Annotated in this window: 14 protein-coding genes and 5 pseudogenes; 8 read left to right on the forward strand and 11 right to left on the reverse strand. The window is 55.8% G+C overall.

Annotated elements, in window-relative coordinates:
* Nucleotides 1–743: 743 nt before the first annotated feature.
* Together A9J21_RS31470 and A9J21_RS31475 are read left to right on the forward strand one after the other, a co-directional pair.
* Nucleotides 744–2,765, forward strand: a complete 2,022-nt coding sequence (locus A9J21_RS31470; RefSeq protein ID WP_124684261.1) for a hypothetical protein — start codon at nucleotides 744–746, stop codon at nucleotides 2,763–2,765.
* A gap of 24 nt (nucleotides 2,766–2,789) precedes the next feature.
* The gene (locus tag A9J21_RS31475; RefSeq protein WP_124684262.1) at nucleotides 2,790–3,797 is read left to right on the forward strand and encodes an ATP-binding protein; all 1,008 of its coding nucleotides are present in this window, start codon (nucleotides 2,790–2,792) and stop codon (nucleotides 3,795–3,797) included.
* Nucleotides 3,798–6,035: 2,238 nt separating this feature from the next.
* Here the strand turns inward: A9J21_RS31475 and A9J21_RS11315 are convergent.
* Nucleotides 6,036–7,769 (reverse strand): SAVED domain-containing protein, encoded by a 1,734-nt coding sequence (locus A9J21_RS11315; RefSeq protein ID WP_224039289.1) that lies wholly within the window; start codon nucleotides 7,767–7,769, stop codon nucleotides 6,036–6,038.
* On the opposite strand from A9J21_RS11315, the pseudogene A9J21_RS11320 reads away from it, so the two are divergent.
* A pseudogene (locus tag A9J21_RS11320) lies at nucleotides 7,717–7,935 on the forward strand (transposase domain-containing protein); the annotation flags it as partial. The gene A9J21_RS11315 and the pseudogene A9J21_RS11320 overlap by 53 nt on opposite strands.
* 15 nt (nucleotides 7,936–7,950) lie before the next feature.
* Here A9J21_RS11320 and A9J21_RS11325 read toward each other — a convergent pair.
* The 3 genes and pseudogenes from A9J21_RS11325 to A9J21_RS32685 all read right to left on the reverse strand — a co-directional run bounded on the left by A9J21_RS11325 (nucleotide 7,951) and on the right by A9J21_RS32685 (nucleotide 10,810).
* The gene (locus tag A9J21_RS11325; protein WP_043355374.1) at nucleotides 7,951–9,177 is read right to left on the reverse strand and encodes a hypothetical protein; all 1,227 of its coding nucleotides are present in this window, start codon (nucleotides 9,175–9,177) and stop codon (nucleotides 7,951–7,953) included.
* A gap of 322 nt (nucleotides 9,178–9,499) precedes the next feature.
* Nucleotides 9,500–9,637: pseudogene (locus A9J21_RS32680) on the reverse strand (transposase); the annotation flags it as partial.
* Nucleotides 9,638–9,664: 27 nt separating this feature from the next.
* Complete coding sequence (locus A9J21_RS32685) at nucleotides 9,665–10,810, reverse strand: SRPBCC family protein (protein WP_043355372.1); 1,146 nt, start codon at nucleotides 10,808–10,810, stop codon at nucleotides 9,665–9,667.
* Between the two features lie 165 nt (nucleotides 10,811–10,975).
* Between A9J21_RS32685 and A9J21_RS11335 the strand changes: the two genes are divergently transcribed.
* Nucleotides 10,976–11,890 carry a LysR family transcriptional regulator gene (locus tag A9J21_RS11335; protein WP_043355370.1) on the forward strand — a complete coding sequence of 305 codons (915 nt, stop codon included), beginning with the start codon at nucleotides 10,976–10,978 and terminating at the stop codon, nucleotides 11,888–11,890.
* Nucleotides 11,891–12,476: 586 nt separating this feature from the next.
* Here A9J21_RS11335 and A9J21_RS11340 read toward each other — a convergent pair.
* From A9J21_RS11340 to A9J21_RS11360, 5 genes and pseudogenes are all read right to left on the reverse strand, one after another.
* A complete protein-coding gene (locus tag A9J21_RS11340; RefSeq protein WP_043355368.1) occupies nucleotides 12,477–13,499 on the reverse strand; it encodes a LacI family DNA-binding transcriptional regulator in 1,023 nt (340 codons plus the stop codon).
* A 124-nt stretch (nucleotides 13,500–13,623) separates the two neighbouring features.
* Complete coding sequence (locus A9J21_RS11345) at nucleotides 13,624–14,256, reverse strand: tripartite tricarboxylate transporter substrate-binding protein (RefSeq protein WP_231108945.1); 633 nt, start codon at nucleotides 14,254–14,256, stop codon at nucleotides 13,624–13,626.
* Nucleotides 14,257–14,377: 121 nt separating this feature from the next.
* Nucleotides 14,378–14,820: pseudogene (locus A9J21_RS11350) on the reverse strand (transposase); the annotation flags it as partial.
* Nucleotides 14,821–15,041: 221 nt separating this feature from the next.
* The gene (locus A9J21_RS11355; RefSeq protein ID WP_224039293.1) at nucleotides 15,042–15,503 is read right to left on the reverse strand and encodes a group II intron maturase-specific domain-containing protein; all 462 of its coding nucleotides are present in this window, start codon (nucleotides 15,501–15,503) and stop codon (nucleotides 15,042–15,044) included.
* 28 nt (nucleotides 15,504–15,531) lie between these two features.
* A pseudogene (locus tag A9J21_RS11360) lies at nucleotides 15,532–15,894 on the reverse strand (IS5/IS1182 family transposase); the annotation flags it as partial.
* Nucleotides 15,895–16,109: 215 nt separating this feature from the next.
* Between A9J21_RS11360 and A9J21_RS11365 the strand changes: the two are divergent.
* Nucleotides 16,110–17,120 (forward strand): annotated as a pseudogene (locus A9J21_RS11365) (IS110 family transposase).
* Nucleotides 17,121–17,702: 582 nt separating this feature from the next.
* Here A9J21_RS11365 and A9J21_RS32690 read toward each other — a convergent pair.
* Both A9J21_RS32690 and A9J21_RS11370 read right to left on the reverse strand, forming a co-directional pair.
* Nucleotides 17,703–18,041 (reverse strand): DUF5615 family PIN-like protein, encoded by a 339-nt coding sequence (locus A9J21_RS32690; protein ID WP_373424146.1) that lies wholly within the window; start codon nucleotides 18,039–18,041, stop codon nucleotides 17,703–17,705.
* Nucleotides 18,042–18,300: 259 nt separating this feature from the next.
* Nucleotides 18,301–18,948, reverse strand: coding sequence for an IclR family transcriptional regulator (locus tag A9J21_RS11370; protein WP_043355366.1), 648 nt, complete (start codon nucleotides 18,946–18,948; stop codon nucleotides 18,301–18,303).
* 94 nt (nucleotides 18,949–19,042) lie between these two features.
* On the opposite strand from A9J21_RS11370, the gene A9J21_RS11375 reads away from it, so the two are divergent.
* From A9J21_RS11375 to A9J21_RS11385, 3 genes are read left to right on the forward strand one after another with little or no spacing between them, the layout of a single operon-like run.
* Complete coding sequence (locus A9J21_RS11375; protein WP_043355363.1) at nucleotides 19,043–20,026, forward strand: tripartite tricarboxylate transporter substrate binding protein; 984 nt, start codon at nucleotides 19,043–19,045, stop codon at nucleotides 20,024–20,026.
* A 24-nt stretch (nucleotides 20,027–20,050) separates the two neighbouring features.
* Nucleotides 20,051–20,920: a VOC family protein gene (locus A9J21_RS11380; protein WP_052495072.1), complete on the forward strand. Its 870-nt coding sequence runs from the start codon at nucleotides 20,051–20,053 to the stop codon at nucleotides 20,918–20,920.
* The gene (locus A9J21_RS11385; protein WP_043355360.1) at nucleotides 20,920–22,335 is read left to right on the forward strand and encodes an aldehyde dehydrogenase family protein; all 1,416 of its coding nucleotides are present in this window, start codon (nucleotides 20,920–20,922) and stop codon (nucleotides 22,333–22,335) included. The genes A9J21_RS11380 and A9J21_RS11385 overlap by 1 nt, the downstream gene beginning before the upstream one ends.
* Nucleotides 22,336–22,345 lie beyond the last annotated feature (10 nt).

A 22,345-nucleotide genomic window follows, 5' to 3' on the forward strand; every position in this document is an offset into this window, starting at 1 on the left:
AAATTATGCGCACTATGCAACCAGTTTCATAGGGTTACTGATACCGTTATCTACTCACAAAATTTTCTACCATATATTCTCCAAGACTCGCCGTTGTGACTCATCATGTATCACGCCGCAGACCAGCACAGATTGAGCCCGGCTGAATTTGTTAGAAATCCAAATCGCGGCCACGCGTCGGTCTATTTTTTTGATTCCCCAAAAAATGATCGTCGCTTTGGCATTTTCGGCGTGGTTGCATTTTCGCATTTATTGCTAGCCGAAGGAAATCCTGAAATACTGTCGTATCTTCCATCCAGGCCACCAAAAGAAAAATCTGAAAAAAAATACAAACAAACAGTTGATGTTTTATATCAGTCTGGCAAGACGGAGTGTTGGCACTTCAATCACTCTAGGAACGGGGAACCCACGCGACACAAGAATAGGATAACCAAGACCGAAGGCGAAATCCGAATGGCGCAATGGCTGCCCCATAATTGGATGTTGCTATGTTCCTATCGAACACGCGTTAGAGGAGCTATAGACCCGAATCCCAGGGCCCTCCCAGGATTAATTAGCGCCAGAAGTAGCTTCACGCTCCAGGAGGTTCTCGCACTAGAAGATTGTGATCCCGCACACTTACTTGCTAGTGTGGCGCGCTACTTGGCAAACGGGAAACTTAAAACCGAACTTCGTACTAGCGCATTTCACCGACGTTCCCTTCTAGAACGGGTTGAATAATGGGCGGGGGCGCGCGGAGATCGTTGATTCAACAATATCACGGTGAGCTTGTCGACTGGCCCCATCCCGATATCACCGTTCTTGACGATGCGACTCGTCGAACGTTTCTGAATCGAAAGCTTGCCGTTGAGTTATATGCTGCCGATATTCCCTACGGTGAGATTCAAGAACAGACAAAATTCTCGCCAAACGAAGTGAGGCGCTTGCTCCGACGATGCGTGGCATCAGCAGGGGAGGGGTGTATTGTAGGATTTTATGCGTTGCTTCCGAGTTTTCGCATTAAGCCTTACTTCAGAACGAAACCCATTATTGCGAAGCATCCATTGGCCGATCAACGCTCTAGTGGTTACGCTGGCGCGCTGGCGCAGTTATTCGAAAAGTTTCCTGATGTCAAGAAAGATTTAATACAAAAATTCTTTCTGCAGCCGGATAAACAAAAGAAGTCAAAAAATAGCCGTTCGCCGCAGTTAGGGCCGCAGCCTTATATTGAAATACATGGCGAGTTTCTTTCTGAATTACGGACAAAAGGGGTTGGAGAGAATGAATGGCCCTTCCTGACGGAAGACAAGGGTAGACGATCCCTTTTGCGCTTCCTTCATTCTTTGAAGAATGAAAGATCAGAGCGTGCGGTAAAAGCCAGAATGGGTGCTGAGGCGACTAACAATCTAGGACATGGTATGGGTCCTAATGCTCTCATATCGCCACTTCTCCCGTTTGCAGTCGTAGAGCTTGATTACACAGTTATTGATATTCCCACTCATGTTAGGGTGATTGATCCCAACGGTACAGGGCATTTGATACCTATATCTCGTTGGTATCTAGGGTTGCTGGTCGAGGTAAAAACAAGCGCAATTTTGGGCGCACATATCTCTCTGGAAGTTAACCCGAGCGCCGATTGTGCGTTGCAGACGATGTTGAGCAGTGTGCCTGTCGTGTTAGACGCACGGAATTCTGGTGACGTTCGCATTGAGGTACGTAGCACCAATATGGATTTTGTTGCACGCGGCCCCACCTTGATATGCTCGTTGATACCGCAGTTGGCAGGGCAAGCATTCAGTTTGCTTAGGGTGGATAACGGTTGGTGCAATATTGCAAATGATTTTGTAAATAACGTTATTGATGTATTTGGTTGTGCCATTGAGTTCGGCCCCCCACGTGCCTGGTGGGGAAGGTCGTTAGTCGAAAGGATCATTGGGGTTTCAAAAGAACGCGGAGAGCATCGCCTGAAGGCCACATACGCGTCGGGCCCCGACGATGTTCGCCGGCCCCCCGATGTCGAACAGCTCGGTTTAAATGACGGAATCGACCTTGATTTTGTGGTCGATATGTTGAATGCCGTTGTCCGTGAACATAATACTATCTCAACCGGTGATCGACTTAATGGTGCAACTGTAATTAATGTTCTGCAAAGATTCGTAGATAAGCATGAGCTTCTATGGGTTCCACAGCCTCTACCAAGATCTATCAATTCAAATGATCGACTCCTTATGCACCGACGAAAGGTGGAGGTTAGGGGAGAATGGGGCGTCCATACGCGTAGGCCGTACATTAATACGGCATACTGCCGATATACAAATCCTCGTATCGCTTCTGATTTTTCTATGATAGGAAGAAAAGTGTTTGTCTACATCAATCGTCTCGATGCGAGAGAGGCATGGGCAAGTGACGCGGAAACTGGCGAGAATTTGGGCAAGCTATACGGTGAGGAAAAATGGGAAAACTGGCGATGTGCATTGCGGGTCAGAGAACTGGTAGGCGCAAAAGCAAAGGGACGGCCCCGAGGCCGGAGCCCCGATATTTATGCTAGATCCGGAAAAGTAGATTATGAGTTTGTAACGAGCGAAAATAGCGGCGAAAATATCGGAAAAAAAACTGCGCTTGCGATAGCGAAAGTAGCTCGGGATAGCTTTACTGGTTCGAAATCAGCATCCCTAAAGCCGGCCGAAGAAGATAACCACAATAATAATGTTGGGAGTGATAACGATCTGCTTCCAAATATAAATCCGCGCGGAATATTCAAGCTGGATTCGGGGAATAAGAAATGATTGCGTGCGATCGTGGAGAAAGAAATGGATGAGGGTCATCTTCGAGCATTAATGCTGCAGCACCCGATTATATCCAAGAAGAGCAGAGCGGAATCACCATTATGGACACTCCCGATATCGAATTTTTATGACAACGCCAGAACTTTATTGTTTCTCAGGCAAAGTTTTTTCATAGAAGAGATCGCTGGCGAGGGAAAAACCATCATGATGAATGTCCTTCGTGAGCGGTTACCAAGAGATCTCAGCGAAATTCACGTACTCTCTTATAGAGGCTTAAATAGGGAAATATTTTCTCATGGTGGATTTGTGAGGGATTTGCTTTATACGGTTAATCATGCTGCTCTTGATGGAAATTCATACGAATTAAGTCGGAGATTGATTAATGACATTGTGGCTTCTGCACTGGAGACTAATTGGAAGCTAATTGTGATGCTGGTTGACGAAGCGCAGGCCCTTCGTCCTATAGATTTCGGTTTTATCAAAGATCTGCATAATGAATTAGAAGAGGTGAGGATTGATTTCGTCGTGATTTGTTGTGGCGAGTCTCCAAAAATTCGTGAATTATTCAGAACCTTATCCAGTGAGCAGCAAATAGGCTGCCTGGATCGGTATTTTAGGCATCGGCTGAGACTCAGCGGATATGGATTGGAAGAGCTGCAAGATCTGCTTGAGGTGATCGACGTGAAAAGATGGCCGACGGATTTTGGACCAACATGGACAGAATTTTGTTTTCCACTCGGATATGCCTCTGGCTTTCGCCTAGCTAATCAAGCCAGTTTATTTTGGCAGGCAATGAAGGAGGTACATCTTATAAGAGACGATAAAATATCAGAACCAAGTCAAAATGGAAAATTGCTTTCGAGGCGTATTTTCGATGCTCTTGGGTTTTTAGCGTTTAAGGGTATGGATAAAGATTGCCCAAACTTCGAGTTTCCAAAGGAAGATTGGCAGAGTGCCGCTAAGTTTGCAGCTAAATCGGCCTGGGATGAAAAACCGGATGCCACGGATAGACCAGACTGCTCTCAAGCTTAGGCATGAAAGACGCTCACTGGTGCGGTGGTGGATTAGATTCGATACCAAATGAGTCTTCATTCGGGTATTTTCATCGGTTGTGTTGGCTGAATGCAGTTGGCATGCAAGCCGCAATGAGGTTACTCGATGCTCCGAATTTTCCCACGCGCACGCAGACTTTTTTCGGCAAGCTGAAACGAATCCGCCATGTCATAGAGCGAGTTAACTTCAATAGTACTAGGTTTCCAGAGGAGCGTTCGCTGGTGGCTGGGGAGGTTTCAAATTTGTTGGGCGCCATTTTTACTAGTCGCCTTAGATTTTGTCCCGTTTGTTTGGAGTCCGGATATCACTCGATCTGGTTTCAGTGTAGCAAGTTAGCGCGATGCCCGATTCACAATGTTGATATACATGATCGTTGCATGAAGTGTAGTAGCCTTCTCTCCGATATAGGTATTTTGGAAAACTTCAGAGAGGCGCTTCATTGTCCGGTATGTCACTGTGCATTATCGGGGGCGCCCCTTAGTCCAGGAGTTTTTGTCGAAAGCTACCTCCACGAACATCGAACCCACGTAAAAATATATCGACAAGCATTCTCTACGTTGAATGAGTGGGTAGAGGATGTCTCCGCTCGCGGTGACAGTTGGATCGCCTACTCCAACGTCGAAATATGGGCCGCGGATGCGGAATGTGCCTTTGCGATTGCATGTGCGCTGGCAAAGCCTCCGGAGATATTGGAACGGCCATCATGCAACGGCGTAGCCCTGTTCTGGCAACGACATTTGGCGGGAAATATGTCATTCGTGCCTTTGTTTACTATTAGACGGCGCGAAGACGAGCTTATACGCGTTGTCTATTGCTGCACTTTGCGGCTTCTGCGTTCTTATGCTGCGGGTATTGCGAGCTCCGGGAGGGTTCCGCTGAAGCAATTTGTCGTCTTCAGGAAGGGCGACGGAATACAAGTCAGCACAGGGGATGCACGAGTACAGGCCTACCTGCTGCTACGCTATTTTGTGGAACAACCTGCCAATAGTGTTATCGCGCTTGATTCAGCAGTAGAACAGGTGTCGCCAAGTAGAGATTTGGGATGGTTTCTCTCCAGGGACGAGAACTCGAGAGCATCGACCCGAGCAGGAATTCTATTGGCGTATGCGACAATGCATCGTGCGATTCGAGAAGCAGCGACCTCCGGATTTGTGAAATGGGATCGTCTGATCGAACTGGTACAAGGTGTCGTCATGGCCCATCAATACTCGGAGACTGTCGAGCGGGGAGTCGTAGTATTCCGGATGCCCGTGGGAATGCCTTTGGCTCCGTTTCGGCCTTTGCCGAATCTTCCCCGCATTTCTGCGTAAGAAATCTGAAATCGGGCATCGCACGGTGGTGGTCGGAGTCATGCGCCAACTCGCCAGCAGCGAAAGCACCTTGAAAGCGGGAAAGCCAGCACGCCCCTTATGATCCCGAGAGGGCGTGGTCGGACCTTCAACGGGCCGATATTTGAGGCTGTGTGGCCGAAGGAAGCACAGTTTAGACGTCCGGCCGTTTCTCATGAACTCGCCGGGCTTTGCGTCAGTGCCGCTGCAGCGTTTCGAGCTTCCTTGGCGGGTATCCGCCATCACTTTGTTTTCGTTGGAGGCAGGCTGGAACGAAAACTAGTTCCGGAGGTAGCGAATGTCACCCGATCGGCAGCGATGTCTTGCCTCGAACTGTTATGGATTCTGTGCGGGCCAGCTTCTCCAGGGCATACCGACCAGTAGGCCGAGTGCCCGATCAACTCTCGGCAACTGACCCAACGTTGGACATTGATCGGCGCTTTCAATGGCTGGAACGCCGCCGCACGCTCCAATACGAGTGATTCTAAGAAAGCTGACGGTACATGCGACGTGAGCCACTCCGCGTACGCGCTGGTTGCGCTAGCGTAATTCGTATTGTGCAGAGCCGGTCCAACCCTGTGCATGGGAGCACGTGCGATACAACTTGTTGCCTCGGATTTCATATTGAGGAACTGCGCTCCAGCTGTCTGCATGCGACACGGTACGGTACACCTTATCGCCACGGATCTCATACTGAGGCAGGCCAGTTCAACCGCTAACATGGGACACCGCCCGGTAGACCTTGTTGTCGCGAATCTCGTATTGCGGGAGGCCAGTCCAGCCATCGACGTGGCTCACCGTTCGGTAGCTTTTTGCCATCACTTTCGCCAGATATGTCCCACACCAAAGCCACATCGGCCCAGTCATTCGGCAATGCCTGACGCGCGTGCTAGGTCGGGAGCGTCAGGGAGGCTTGATAGCCGCCGCCAAACGCGCCCTCGAAGTCATACTCATACAAGGTTGTTCGTCCCATACCCGGCTGACGCTGGCCCAGGAAGAACGTAAAGGCGTTGGGCGCCGCAATAAAAATATGCATTGGAGGTTTCACGTCCTTCCGCTCCATATTGATGCGCTGAACCAAGGCTTCGGCGAGTTCGAAAGCGTGCCTGCCGCTTGCGACCGACTGCGCTCCCGATCCGCACGACGGTTTCGCGACTAATAGCTTGCTGACGCCAGGCAAGGCGGTGGCAATATAGCCGCGCACCGCGTCGGGAATATCGTGGGTGAGCGCAACAGCCACGGCCATCTCTCCTGACTCTGACGTCAAGTCTTCCACTTCAAAGTTCCACGTCGGCCAGTCTGGATTGGTGAAAGTGTCCGTCGCGCTCCAGCTTTGCCGGTCGATCGTACGCTGCTCGATTTCCACGTGCCGTCCAGACTTGATGTTGACGACGGACCCAGCGGCAAACGCCAGCGTCAAGTGGGCGTCTAGCGCCAGGAGTAACGGTTGCGGTTCGCGCGCCGCGTCAATGAGAAAGCGCTTGAGCGCGGGGTACAGGTTGCCGGTCCAATCTTGCTGGTCGCGAATGGCCCGATCGTTGAAATACGGTATCAAGTCCAGGACGGTGCTGCATCGTTCCTCTAGTCGGTCGAACGCGTGCTCGAACGACTTGACACCCACTAGTGTCCTTGGAGAGTTCCTTTTCGCAAACAGATTCTCGCGCTGGCAGGCGTCCCGAAAGGTGTCCCGCGTGAACTCGAGGCGACCCTGGGCGAGCCATTGGAAGACGATGTCGTCATACCGGAAGCTACTCTCGTTCAGCGGTATGCGAAGCAGTCCCCGGTTCTCGAAGTGCATGTCCAACAGTTCGCGGAGGTCATCCAGCGATGTGGAGTCGGTGTCGAGCGAAAGCGTGCGGGCCAGTAGACGCAATTCGGCATCGTCGATGCCCAGATGTTCCCGCCACAGTTTCCGGATCCGGCCTGTCGCCGACGCATCGGTCTTCGTGCCAAACAACTGCTCCAGGCGAATGGCTTTGTGACGCTGATGGATAAGGGGTCGGAGCGGGTCGGTCTGCGCGATCCGCCAGTTGGTTAGCAATTTGAATCGGACCCCGATCCCGTCTTTCGCGTGGGCGTGCTGAGCATTTCGGGCCCGCTGAAGAAAGGAAAAACGATTGGCGTTGATCCACTCGGGATCTATGAGGTCGCTATGTCCGAAGTCGCTTACCGAAACGTGCCACTTGCATTGCGTGTACTCCCGCAGGATTGGTTTTCCTTCTGGGTCATTTGGTGCACGGCTGGGGTCATATTCCACCCATACGTCGTCGAAGCCTTTGGGACCGGATTCGAAACCCACGCGAATGACGGGGCTGTTAGGGTCAAGCAGGCAAACGGCCTTGCGCCAGAAAATCCGGGCCTGGAAGTTGTCGCCGTCCCGACGCACAGGCGCTTTAGTTATCGGCAGTCGATAGCTGACGCGCGGCGGGACATGCATCCGCATCGATGCCGTAGCCCAGCAAATGCAGGGCCGCGGCATGGATCGACGCGTGTTCGTTCGATATAGCTCCCGCGAAGCTTCCATAATTGCGAACTTACGATAATTTCGATTATGGAAGGGCTTCCATAATCGAAAGGCATGGCTCTTCGCAGACACCGTGGCCGGCGCCAAGGCAAGCGCCATGATCTATAGCCTGATGCTGACGTGCCGGGCCTGTGACGTCGAGCCATATGCCTATCTGCTCCACGTGCTCACAGAGTTGCCACAGCGAACGCCAGACGCCGACATCAGCGACCTGTTGCCGTTCAGCTTCGCCCCGCCGAAAGCCGCCCCGCCGCATCCTGCCTGAATACGCTCGTCGCACTCAAGGTGTGCCGAAACTGGCGCTTACGATGGGCAAGCCCTTTCGATGCCGGGCGCCATAGTTGACCAACGTAGACGCGTTGCTCCGCAGGTACCCGCAGACCTTATCTAGATTCCACCACAGCGTACTGAATTCATACCCCGCTCTGGTCAGGAGCTGCGCGTCCAATGCCTTGATGCGCTCCAACGCTTTGCGGCCCTTGCCATGCCACGCGAGCCACTTGGCGTGCGTGATTTCGGTCTCTATCGACTCTCGTTCCAGTGAATCGATAACCTTACTGCCGAACACGGAACGCTGCGCCGCTTTGAACTTCATAGCGATGTGGAACCAATCGAGAATCCTGCCGCGTGCGAGCTGACTGCCCCGGATGGTCTTCTCAAATTCACCGGCGTCGTCGCTGATCACGGTAACGCGCTCGTCGGTCGCCACACCGTTTCGAGTGAGAAATTGATCCAGCCGCGCTACTGCCGAGGTAACTTCCCGGTGCACATAGGCATAGAACTTTGGCGGCCTGTCGGTGAACGTCGCTCGTCCAGCGATGAGGTTGACATGTCGGCCAAGGCCCCTCACCGAGTCGCAATGCCGCAACCACGCCGAGTCAACGCTCACGGTCGCGACATGGCTGGATTCGCGAACCTGGACGCCTCCGTCGAAAGGGGGCAGCTTCGCAATATCACGCTCGATGTCAGCGTCGAGTTGCTTTCCGATAGCACGAATCCGATTTCGAGTGCCGCTGAACGAAATGCCCTTGTCCAGAGGCAGTATTTCCTTCAGCATCGCCGTGGCCTGCCGATATGGCAGATGGCTTGCCCACTTCGCCTGGAGGTATTCCAGCTCTGGCGTGGCGCGATTAGTCAGCGCTTTAGACAAGGGATGGATCACGGATCGTGGCGTCGGCACAGTCCGTTGGCAAGCACACGACCACAGCCTCGGACTGTTCACCATCACCTTGCCATACACCGTGCGCACCACCGTCGAGCGCTGGTCCTTGTGGCTCAAAGCCGCCCCGCAACTCCTGCAATGAGTCTGGCCCGAAAGCCATCCCGCGACTTGTTTCGAAACCAGCTCGGTCTGAACCTTGGCCAACAGCGAGCGGCCCTCCGCGAGGGTCAGGCCCAGATCCGCAAGACTACCGTCACGGCGCTCGATCACTGCCAAAACGCCCTCACCGGCATGGCCAATATCGCTGCCCTCGTCCGCCAACCTGGCTTCGATGATCAACCGCATGGCTTGCTCCCACCGTTGCGATACCGATCAGCCTAGTTCACATACAACCGGCGCGGTGCCTAAGCGGCACTTTCTTGGTGTCCTCCCCAACCTTTGCACGCTCTCCAACGGATAGCGAGAAGATGTTGTTCGAGCGTGAGAAACGCAAATACAATGCGATGCATAGGCCAGTCTGTTCTGGTTGTCGTGTGGCGCCTGGAAAACATCGCACGATATCAGAGCAGTACTGGCCTTCCTTATGTCCGTTGCGTCTCGCGCTGATTGCGGAGATGTTCAGAAAATCGCCCCAGCCGTTCGCGGGATAAACGGCCCTCCCCAAACCTCAGATTGCGCGGGACGTAACAACCCGCAGCCGCAGAAGCTCGATATTGGCGCGGCCATACATTTGGCGCTTGAGGAGCTTGAGCCTGTTGACATGACCCTCCGTCTGGCCATTGCTCCATTGCAGCCTGACACGCGCGGTGGAGCCTGCATGCCCCCATGCCCTTCATGTCGCCTGTTTGGAAGCACAATCCGTTTCTGCCGCGGGAAGAACACTCTCGGAGACGCTGCGCAGCTTGTGAAGCAAGGCAACAGAGTCGCGCTCAATTCGCTTACGCAAAACCAGCCGATCAGCCATGCGGGCCACCACACTGGAAAACCGATACTCCAGCGTCCGCACGAAGCGCGTGCCAGTGGCTGTGCCGATGCACTCATACGTGACGAACATCTCAAGACCCCGGTTGCCACGGGCCCGGGTTCGCCAGAGCCGATCCGGAAGACTTTCCACGACTTCCCACTGCAACTTGCCTGCACGGCCGCCGACGTACGCAAAGTGGCTCCCAACCGGCAGCGACCCTCCCTGCCCGGTGATCGCTACGTGGTAAGGATGCCACTCGTGCCAACGAAGCGGAGTACTCACGTAGGCCAGTACCTGGCTTGGCGTCCGGGCGATATCAATGGAATGCTGCATCTTGACGGTGGGGACCAGGCTCTCGCTTGCTTCTTCGGGCTCCCAATGAAGGGTTCCATAGATCCAGTCCCACAGTGGAAACACTACGGCGAAGTTCTTGGTCTGCATCAGGTCACGGCGGTGATGCAACTCATGCAACCGCCGCATGTGGCGAATCCACGGCAGGCGACAGATCGGATTCTGCGGCGGGAGGTGCTCGCAGGCATGAAAGATCTCGTAGCTGAGATAGCCGCCCAGTAGCGTGGCGGCAAACAGCGCAGCGACGTTCGCATTGACCAGGCCGATGATCGACCAAGCGAGCAGCGCGCCAATGCTGTAGACAACGATCAGCCATGCCGGGAACAGAATCACCCGCCAGTCCTTGGCGAACTCGTAGCGCATCTGGTCATCTGCGAAAAAACTATGATGGTCGCCCGTGTGGCGCTGGTAGAACGCCTTCGCGAATCGCTTCTTGTTGTGCCCGAGACCCTTATGGGTGCGGTACTCGCCACTGCTGTAGAAAATTAAGGTGGCCGGCACAGTTAGCCACTCCACCGCGCTGACGTGGTCCAACTTGTTCAGCAAGAAGAGGATCAAGGTCACGCCGAAAACAAGAACGAAGCCAGCATGCAGCCAGGGGTTGTAGTAAGGCGAAATGTTCGCCCGGTATTTCTTCCGGAAGGTTTGGGTATCAAAAGACATGATCGGCTCTCAAAGACTGTTGCGCTGTCGGGCTCGCGATACGTGGCCAGTTCCGCCAAGCCCCCGCGGACCTTTCTGACGTCTGGCGCCAGTAGGTCGCTTGGTGTTGTAGTCTATTGGTGCGATCATTTTCATTCCAATGGATATTGATGATGAGAATTATTGATGAATCAGAATTTGCAGCAGATTGATCTCAATCTCCTCTTCGTGTTCGACATGCTGATGCAGGAGCGCAACCTGTCACGCGCGGCCGAGCGACTGCACAAGAGCCAGCCGGCGGTGAGCAATGCGCTCAGTCGTCTGCGCGAGCAACTGGGGCAACCTCTTTTCCGCCGTACCGCTAAGGGACTCGAGCCCACTGCCGGGGCGATGACGCTGCACGTGCCGGTACGGCAAGCCCTGCGCTTGCTGCAGGCAGGGCTTGCCGTTCAAGAGAGTTTTCAGCCGGACACGGAGCGAACCTTCCGACTGTCGATGAATGACTATGGGCAGCTACGGCTGTTACCGAGCCTGATGACCCGGCTGATGGCGCTGGCGCCGCAGGTGAAGCTGCAGGTACTGTCGGACGAAGGTGCCCTGATCCCGCAGCGACTGGCCAGCGGAGATCTGGACTTGGCGATTGATTACCTGTACTTCGACGACGCCGATTTGCTCTACCAACCGATTCACGAAGAGCGCCTCGCAGTTATCGGCCGACCGGGCCACCCTGCATTCAGGGAAGGCCTCGACAAGACGGCGTATCTGGCCGCACAGCACGTCTCGCTCTTGCCGCGAGCCGGCCGCGGCAGTCCGCTCGAGATCGTCCTGGGCTCGGCCAAAGTGCAGCGCCATGTGCAGTTGCAAGTTCCGCACTACCTGACCATTCCAGCCATCGTCGCCAGCACCGATTTGCTGGGTACCGTGCCCTGGCACTTGGCCAGGCATTTCGTGCACAACTATGGCTTGCAGCTCGCGGAGCTTCCTTTCGAAACGCCTGCGGTGCAGGTCAGCTTGATATGGCACCGTCAACAACAACACATGTCTGGTCTGCAATGGCTGAAGGAGCAAATTGCGCAAGTTGCACAGACCGAATCGAGCTGATGTGGCGGGCCTCATTGGGCTGCCTGCGCGATGGATCTTTGAATCCATAGTGGCGCTGCCTGCGCTGTGTCGGGAAATCGGGCGGCGCGTTCGAGCCCTGCAGCCGCACCAATAAAATCAAGGGTTTACAGGGGTTTTCCTGTAAACCCTTGTGCATTTTGCGGTCTATGTAACCGCCATGTAACCCGATTGGATCGCCGCGATCCATCTGGAACCATGTCCTGCCTGCGCCTACAGTTGCTTCGTGCCCCATTTGCTCGTGTGGCACATAGGTCTCGCGCGATAAAATCCTACCCACTGCATCAAAGGGGACCGGGGTCGTGTCACAAGCAACAACGCCACAAGAATGCGTCGCTGCCGCAAGGCAGCTTTATGCCGTTTTGAAAGGGCATCTCGATCGTCCAACTTGCACCAGCAGGATGTGCGGAATTCCCTCGTGAGGCGATGGGCCTCGATGGAAGACCGTTCAACGTCATCGACCGTCAGACCAAGGCTCGCGAAATCATGCGGCTATGGGAAGCCTTGGGACGATCAGGACAGTAATGCATGATGGCAAGGTGTTGCACTTTTGATTTGAGGCCGCCATTTATTGTCGAGGTGGCGCAGTACTTTCGCGAATTACTAGGTCAGGCTCGAACTCGGTCTGGATGTTTTTGGCTCCTCCTTCGATCTGCTCAATCAAGTTGCGCGAAGTAAGCTCGCCAATCAGAACGGGATTCGAGTGCACTGTCGTTAGCGCGGGTGTTACCAGTTCCGCCATCTGCCAGTCGCCGAAGCCTGTGACAGAGATGTCGCTCGGAACCGAAAGTCCCAATGTGCGGCACTCCGCGATCGCCGCCACAGCAATGAAGTCATTGATGCATATCAGGGCGGTCGGCTGTTCCCGATGCAACAGCAAGTCCTTGCGCTGCAGGCAGACGCGCACCGCTTGTCGCACAGCAGATGCATCGTAAGGGGTCGGAAAAATGCGGTTATCGGGTAAGGAAATGTCGTTCTCGCTGAGGACGTCTCGGATCCCCAGAAGCCGTTGAGACGATAGAAACTGAGTTTCGAGAGGACCTGGGAGCACTGCAAACTGCCGGTGTCCTTGTTTGACTAAGTAGGTGGTTAGCCTGCGCATAGCCAAGCGGTTGTCATACCCCACCGTCGGATGCATCCCTTCGCGGTCCACGGCCCACATTAGTACATACGGGATAGCGTGCTTGTGTATCAGCGAGAAGACTTCGGGATGATGTTGTGAACCGATTATTGCGATCCCGTCCACTCTACGCTCCAATAGGGCGCGGGCGCAGCGCAATTCGGTCTCACTGTCGTCCCGATGGCAAGTCAACAGAACGGTATATCCAAGCCGGTCGAGCTGGGCCTCCAAGGTATCTACTGCTTTGGCGTAAAGTTCATTCATCAGTGTCGGCGCAATTATGCCCACCGATCGCGTGCGCCCCTGACGTAGTTCGCGAGCCGCCGAGAAGGGAACGTAGTTGAGGCTTGCAATAGCGTTCTGCACTCGCTCCAGCGTGTCAGGTCGCAGCCTATCCGGCGATGTCAGTGCACGGGAGACTGTTGCCGAGGAAACGCCGGCGAGGAGGGCGACTTGCTTGACATTCACCATATCGGGTCAGATGTTATCTTCAGCCGGAATGACGGCCGTCTGCCATCCATTGTAACGATTGGTAGTCGAAAGCAGTTCCCGTCGTTGGAGGGTTCCCGAAGACGGATCGACATCCCTGGTGAGGCTAGTCGAGCCGGACCTTTGCTGAATCTGCCACTCGCTTCCACTTCGAAACTTCGGCGCGAAGCAACGCATTGAACGCCTCAGGCGTGCCGCCTGCGATCTGCGCTCCTTGAGCCATCAGCTTGTCGCGGACCTCCGGATCCTGAAGGGCTTTGTTGAACTCGCTGTTCATCTTAGCAATGATGGCCTGTGATGTCCCGCTCGGGACCATGAACCCGCCCCAGGAAACGGCTTCGTAGCCGTTTATCCCGAGTGCTTCATCTACCGTGGGCACATCGGGCAGTGACGGTAATCGAGTCTTGCTCGTGACCGCGAGCGCCCTGAGCTTTCCACTCTTGACTTGCGGCATTCCCGCGAGCGAGGTGGGAAGGGCAACATTGATCTGCTGACCGAGCACGTCTGTGAGCGAAGGCGCGTCTCCCTTATAGGGAACGTGGTTCATCTTGACGCCAGCCATGGTACTAAGGAGTTCCCCGGCCAGATGGCTGCCCGAACCATTGCCGGCGCATCCAAAGGTGATCTGCCCTGGCCTAGCCTTTGCCATCGAGACTAGTTGGCGCAGGTCCTTTATTGGCGAATTTGCTGCTGTGACGATAATGAGCGGCACCGTTGTCACTAAGGAATTGCTGATCAATGAGGTTTGCGCTTGATGTTGCACAAGCCAAGGACTTCAGCTTTCGCAATCCGGGAGAGATGGGCCGATTCAAGCCGTCTTTCTCGCGTTTCGCACCTTTCCTGGTCGCGCTTTTGCGCGCTCAGGACGGATTGCTCCCCTCTAAGGACAACAACAGCCTCCTGGCGAACACCAGATTCGCCAAACCAAACAGGCTGAACAACTGCGCCGTGTTCTTGAACAGGCCCTTGTAGCGAACCTTGCGATGACCAAACAGATTCTTGATAACGTGGAACGGATGCTCAACCCGCGACCGAATCTGTGCCTTGACCCGCTCGACGGCGATCAGCAAGTCCTTGACGGCTCCGTCACACATCGCCTTGATCTTGCCGCGCTTGACGGCCACCTGCCACTTCACGGTCTTGCCTTGCATCTCCTCGCGCTTGTCCACGCCCGTGTAGCCCGCGTCGCCAAACGCATGCTCCTCGTGGCCATGCAGCAAGGCATGGGCCTGCGACACGTCCGACTCTTGGCCGCTGTGCCCACCACGCTATGCACCAGCCCAGAGGCCGCATCCACGCCGACGTCGGGTAGCAGCGGCGCATTTCTGCGCCACTGCCCCCTAAGGTAGGGTCGAGAACTGGCGCGCGCACCTTCAGGTGCCGGTGGTGATTCCACCGCTTTCGCGATGGCCCGCAATCCGGCGACCATAGTCACGTTTCCAACTCCCGCCACGTCAAACGCAGCATGCGGTTTTCCCGCACTACGCTTTCCTGTTTGCTTCATGTCAAGGTATATGGGACCTATCATGCCGGGGCCGCTTTCGTCGATGGTCGACGACGAACCCGATAGCCGTTGAACAGCTTCAGTTCGTCATAGAGCCACCGCCTACTCCACGTCTTCCAGCCGAAGCCCCGACGATTCCGGGAGCGCTCCAGATGGCGCCTGACCTTCTTTTCCACCCAGTCCTGGATGAAGCTGAAGCACTCACTGGAGTGTCCGACCGCGAAGTAGTTCACCCAGCCACGTAGCACCGGATTTATCAGTTGCACCACCCGATCCACCGGCTGCGACTGGTATCGCCTGAACACCTCCTTGAGTTTGCGCAGCAACGCCGTGCGTTTCTTCAACTTGGGCGTATAGTGCGCTCGCCACACCTGTCTCTTTATGCTGCGCAATCGACGGAAGTCGAATCCCAGAAAGCCAAAGCTCTCACCGCAGTCCAAATCCACCGTGCGACTCTTCTCTTCATTGACCTCGACCTGCAACTTGGCAAACTCTTCCCGAAGCCGTCGGCTTTCGCGTCAGTTCATGCTCGACGAGCAGGCGGCGAAACTTCAGCAGCGTGGTCGCGTCTGGCACCGCCTCGACTGCCAGGTCGATCCCGGCAAACGCCCGCATCGCCATGCTGTCGTACAGCGCGTCTTCCAGTGCCTCGTCCGACAGCCCGTACCACTGCAGGAGGAAGTAAATGCGCAGCATCCGCTCAAGGCCGATCGGCGGCCGGCCACGTTTGCCCTTGGGGTAGTACGGCTCGACCGCCGCAATCAGGCGCGCCCACGGCACCACGCTCTCCATCTCCGACAGGAAGCGCTGGCGGCGCGTCACACGCTTCTTGCCGTGACTTTCCGCTTCCGCAAAACTGATCTGTCGCTTCATCACAGGACCTGAATCATGGACACGCTCATGACAACGCGCTCACCCAATGCCTCGATGACTCGCGCACTGATTTAATCAGATGGTATGGACGCCTCCCCCCGGCAACGGGGCGCCGCTTACCTGCAAGAGTAACTGTAAGGGTCCTCGCTGCCATGGCATCCCTATGCCAAAGTGGAGGTGTCGATTGCAAACGACCCTGATCGGGACGATCCAAAATGAAGCTTACCGTCATCGGCATGGATATTGCCAAGCATGTCTTCCAACTTCATGCGGTGAATGCCAACACCGGTGAAATCGAGCGCATCAAGTTGAAGCGGAGCCAGGTCACCGACTTCCTTGCTCAGCGGGAGCGTTCACTCATTGCCATCGAAGCTTGCGGCAGCGCCCACCGTTGGGCACGAGAACTGCAGAAGCTCGGCCACGAAGTGAAGCTCATCTCTGTGCGATCGGTTCGTCCCTTTGTGTTGCGTAATAAAACCGACGCTGCCGATGCCAGAGCTATCTGGACAGCAGTCCAGCAGCCCGAGGCGCGGTTTGTTGCGATCAAGAGCGAGCAGCAACAGACCATTCTGGCGCTGCACCGCATCCGGGCTCAACTGATGAAGTTCCGGATCATGCAGACGAACGCATTGCGCGGCTTACTCTATGAGTTTGGTGAAGTCCTTCCGGAAGGATCTCGGGAATTTGCCGAAAAAATTTCTGGTGCGCTTGCCAAGATCGCGAATCGCTTGCCAGCCATACTGATCGACAGCCTACGAGAGCAATGGGCACGCGTGCAGGCAACCGACAAGGAAATCGCTGTGCTGGAACGTCGGCTCAAGGTTGCGCTTTGCGACAATCAGGAATGCCAGAAGATCGCTGAAATTCCTGGCGTGGGGCTGCTAACCGCCACGGCTGCGGTGGCTGCGATCGGCGATGCCAAAACGTTTCGCTCCGGGCGTGAGTTCGCTGCCTGGTTAGGCTTGGTACCGAAACAAACGGGCACCGGTGGTCACGTGCGCCAGCTTGGCATTAGCAAGCGAGGTGACACCTACCTGCGCACCCTACTCATACACGGCGCCAGATCGGTGATCATCAAAGGCGCATGAACCGCCTGGCTCGACGGATTGCTTCAGCGACGTCCTTTCAATGTAGTGGTGGCTGCCGTAGCCAACAAACTCGCCCGGACCATCTGGGCGGTGCTAGCAAGGGATACGAGATACACGGCACCCGCCATGGCTGCATAGCCAGGTGCGTGGCCCGCCTGAACTGACTTCTTCTCAAGGAGCGCAAGCATTGATCGCATGATGGCTAACAGGTTGGACCGGGGCGAGGAAAACCCGATAGGGAATGTGAGCAGCAACGCTCGATGATCAGATGAGGACCTCGCCAGCGAATTCCATATGGGCCAGCAGGCTGAGCGGCCTGCACAAAAGGGCCGGACATAGGCGTGCTGCCTTCACCTGTCGACCACCATGTCAATCGGCTTGCAATCCGGGAGGCGTCCACATAAGGCGATTCCCTAGTGACGGATCGCGCCGCAGCAACTATGACAGTTGTGCATCGCCAGAACACCGGGTTGTCGCGCCATCATCAGTACGAGCACGCTGACAACCAAGGTGGCCGCATTGATCTGGAGTATCGGATGCGGGCTCAAAGTACTGGCTACTGAGCGGCCCCAGATCTCAATGCCTTTACGTTGACCGCCAGCCAAAGCGGCAGTGTCGCAGACACCACGCATCAGAACAGCTTCGAAGATTGATCCTGCCCGGCAACTTTCATGTCGCAGAATCGTCTGCGTAGCTAGGTACGCCTCCGCTACTCCCAAATTAGGGCGTCATCTCCTGGATGCAGCTTGATGCGGGTTTCAACGTGCGTTCCTTCGGCGCGAGTATGCCTGCGGACGGTCCATTCTCGATCGTCTGTTGCGAAGATATTGGCGCCAACATGGGCGTTGCCGTACGGGGCGTTAGTATGCGCAAGTGATCTGCTAATGCGATTTCCAGCGTCCCATTGCCAGTTGCAGCTAGTAGAACGACCACGCCTGGGTTACGGTGAAATGGGAAGCGCTGATCATCCAAGAAATCAGAATCGTGCGTCAGTATGATGCGTCGCGTTTCACAAGCCGTCGCGAAACTGGCCTCGTCGGCGTGTCCAATGAGCGCCATGCTAGGGTAAGCCGCCTACTTTTCCGATGAGAGTAAGGCGTCCGGGCCAGCCCTTGCGCCCGCAGCGCTCGTGCCGCCGTGATGCCGTGATGCCGTGATGCCGGCGGCGGGTGTCCCGACGACTACGATGTGCTCACGGGAAATCATCAGAGATCCTCGTGAACCTCGATTGCAAGCGCCGGACAGATCCCAGCGGCCAAGCGGGCAGATTCGTGTTGATCAGTCGACGGTTCCGCACCCGGGGCGATGAGCGAACTCCCTACGCTGGCCCCATCCCAACAAGCCTTGAGACCATCGCTGCGGCATTCTGAAGTGTTGGAATGATTTCATTCTCGATCCTTTCGGGTGTCGCCTCGGCTGGCGATGTGGAAATCCCGATAGCCAGCTGGCGGTTGCCAACCCGAGCAAGCGGGACTGCAACTGAGATCTGATTGCTCTCTGGATACTCGACCATCGCCCATTCACCGACCCCGAGGGTCAACGCCTGTGTGAGCGCGCTACTTGGAGGCAGGATGCTTCCAACCCGGAGATTCATCACCACGAGGCGACGGCGTTCCGCGAGTGCCATCGCCCTTCCAATAATGATCACCCCGTCGGGGTTCGCTTCACCCAGGTTGGATGTTCCTGCGTACGTGTCAGCCAGTTGCTGGAGCATCTGCTGAACCGAGTCTGTCACTCCCAAACTTTCCAAAGCAGCAAAGCCGATTTCGAAGACTCGGGTAGTCAAGCGCCATTGGTTGCCCTCGCGCGCGACATATCCCTCCTCCTCCAAAGTCAATAGAAAGCGCAGAACGGTCGGGTGCGGCAGGTCTACGGCACGCGACAACTCCGCCAACGTAGGTCGCCCGTTCTCTCGGAAAGCGCGCAGCACCGCTAGACAGCGTTGGATCGATCTATTATTCTTCATTCGTACACCCTGTGTACCGCTAGTTCACCTAGTGAACATCATAAACCAGGTGCCCTTGAGATGCAACCTGCTTCTTGAGGTCAGGAGACAACGAATGAAACGATGGATATTGGGCTTTAGCGCCGCTGTGGTGGGGTGCTGGGCAGCGACCGGTCAATCTGTTGCGAACGCCAGCGAGTCCTGGCCGAGTCGCCCGATCAAGTGGGTCGTGCCGTATCCGCCGGGCGGCACCACTGACATGCTGGCACGTATCGTCGGTGCCAAGCTCTCTGAACGACTCGGGCAGCCCGTGGTGATCGAGAACAAGCCAGGCGCTGGGGGCGATGTTGGCACGGCCTATGTTGCGAAACAGCCCGCTGATGGATACACCATCGTTATGGGCAATATTGGTCCTATTGCCATCAACCCCACGCTTACTCCCGACGCTCGCTTTTCTCCCACGCGAGATCTCGCGCCGGTGACGCTCCTGGCGGAGGTTCCCAACCTGCTGGTGGTCAACCCGCAACTGCCGGTCAAATCGGTGAAGGAACTCGTTCAGTACGCGAAGCAACAGCCCAATCCCTTGTCGTACGCAACGCCTGGCAACGGAACATCTTTGCACTTGGCGGGTGAACTGTTCGCTTCGACAGCGGGCCTGCGCATGGTTCATGTGCCATACCGCGGTAGCGGCCCCGGCCTGAACGACACGATGGCAGGCCATGTACCGATCATGTTTGACAACATGCCTTCGGCATTGAATCTCGTAAAAGGCGGAAAGGTTCGCGCACTCGCCATCACGAGTGCTGTCCGTTCCCCGTTGCTGCCGGACGTCCCAACGATGACTGAAGCTGGTCTGAGCAACTATCAGATCACTGGTTGGTTCGGCGTCTTGGTACCTGCCGCAACGCCGAAGCCGATCGTCACCCGTTTGGATGCCGAAATTCAAGCTGTACTCAAGATGCCTGACGTCCGCAGCAAGATTGGCGACATCGGCGGAATCATCTCTGGCGCAGGACGAGATGAGTTCGGCCGATTCATCCAGCAGGAGTCGGCGAAATGGCAAAAGCTCATTCGTACCGCGCACATCACCGTGCAGTAGGTCAGTTACTTTAAGGAAGAAGCAATGTTGAACTCGGTTGACAGAATCCTCGTTGCGGTGCGCGACCTCGATCAAGCAGAGCAGAACTACAGGGAAGTACTTGGGGCGCAGTATCTTGATGAGCTTGCAAGCGACCATCTGAATGCCCGTGGCCGTAGCCTGGTAATCGGCGAAAGCACGGTCGAACTTTGGACCCCGCGGGGAGCAGGGGTCGTAAGTGATCATCTTGATAGCTTCGGGGAAGGCCTCTTCTTTGGAGGGGTCTCGACAGCTAGCCTGGCTGAATGCCAGAGGTTCCTTGCCGAGCAAGGTATCCGATTTGCTGAAGCCGACGGCCGTCTCTATTTGAACGCGGGCGGCCTCTATGGCATGCCACTCGTTGTCAGCGAAGCGGCAGCGCGGGTTCGAGCGAATGGTCCTGTGTCGTTTCTGTACGAGCTCACCATGGTTCTCAGCACCGACTGGCGAGAAGTCGCGGATTGCTACGCGCGAAAACTGGGCCTGCAGCGCGACAAGGCAGTAGACATCACGTTCGCGCGATTTGGCTATGAAGGCACGCTGCTGATGTTCGCGCCGGATCGTCTCGATCGCATCGAATTGGCTGAAGCGCATGATCCCGCCTTTGCCATGGGCAGGTTTTCGGGCAAGCGAGGTGACGCACTTTACATGTGCTACATCGAAACGCATGATTTGGCGGACGTAATCAGGCGACTCGAATCGCGCAACGCAAAGTGGACCCGAAGGACCGACACGGGCAAGCCCGAGCAGGACGGCCTCTGGATCCATCCGAGCGCGCTGAATGGCGTCCTACTTGGTGTATCCCGAACCTCGTTGGCGTGGGGATGGTCCGGTAGCCCCGAGAAAGTCGAAGAGATTTCAGAGGTGCAGTCGTGATGCCGGAGATCTTCGATCAGCAATACATCGGGGGATCGTGGCGCCGTGCTTCTGGCACACAGCTCATCGACGTAGAGGACCCGAATACTGGCCTGGTATCGGCCCAAATTCTTCCAGGTACCGAGGAGGACGTCGGTCTCGCCTTGGGTGCCGCGCAGAACGCATTGGCCAGCTGGTCCGCAACATCCGTGTCGGACAAATGCGCAATTCTTAATCGCCTAAAAGACCAACTCACAAATCGGCAGGAGTCGTTGGCCGATGCTATCGCGGCTGAGGTTGGCACGCCCTTGAAGATCTCACGCATCGTTCAAGTCGACTCGCCCATTCGGAACATTGGGAACTTCGTAAAGCTGGCGGAAGGATTTCCATGGCAATCGCGAACGGGCCCATCTGTCATCGTCCGGGAGCCATTCGGCGTCGTGGCATGTATCACGCCATGGAATTTCCCGCTTCATCAGATCATTCTGAAGGTGGTGCCCGCGCTTCTGGCCGGGAACACAGTCGTGCTCAAACCAAGTGAATTGACGCCCCGAACAACGCGCCTTATCTGCGATGCCATCAATGACGCAGGCTTTCCTTCGGGCGTGGTGAACGTTGTGAACGGCTTGGGTGCGGTAGTGGGCGCAGCGTTGGCGCGAGCTGACGGCGTGGACATGGTTAGCTTCACAGGATCCACGGAAGCGGGTCGTGCAGTGTCTTGCTTGGCCGCGTCGACCATTAAGAAGGTGACGCTGGAATTGGGCGGCAAGTCGCCTTCCTTGGTATTGCCGGGTGCGGACCTGACTGTGGCCGTCAAGGGAACGCTCGCTTCCTGCTTCCTCAACAACGGTCAGACTTGCAGCGCGCTGACCAGGTTGATTGTTCACTCGCGTGATGTGTCGGCCGTCGAAGCCCTGGTGAAGCAAGAACTCGCCAAGTTCTCTGTCGGATCCAGCCTCGTCGAAGGCCATCGGATCGGCCCGCTCATTTCTGGCAAGCAGCGTGACCGCGTGCAGGAACTAGCGGAAAAAGGGGTAGCGGAGGGCGCCACGCTCATCGCGTCAGGCCAGGATGTTCCGCCTGCAGGATTCTTCGTCAGCCCGAAGGTGTTTCTCACAGATCAACATAACTATCTGGCCAAGGAAGAGGTGTTTGGCCCCGTGCTCTGCGTGATTCCCTACGACGAAATCGACGACGGCATCCGCATCGCCAACGCAACGGTGTATGGCCTGGCGGCGGCCGTTTGGGGCGATCCTGACCTCGCACTCGACGCCGCTAAGAAGATTCGTGCAGGACAGGTCGATATTAACGGCGCCCGATTCAACCCCGTAGCGCCCTTCGGCGGCTTCAAACAAAGCGGTGTTGGCCGGGAGGCGGGTCACGTCGGTTTGGATGAGTTCCTCGAGTACAAATCTATCCAAATGAACGAGGGATGACGGGATGTCT

The organism is Cupriavidus sp. D384 (genome assembly GCF_001652915.1).
Taxonomy (GTDB): domain Bacteria; phylum Pseudomonadota; class Gammaproteobacteria; order Burkholderiales; family Burkholderiaceae; genus Cupriavidus.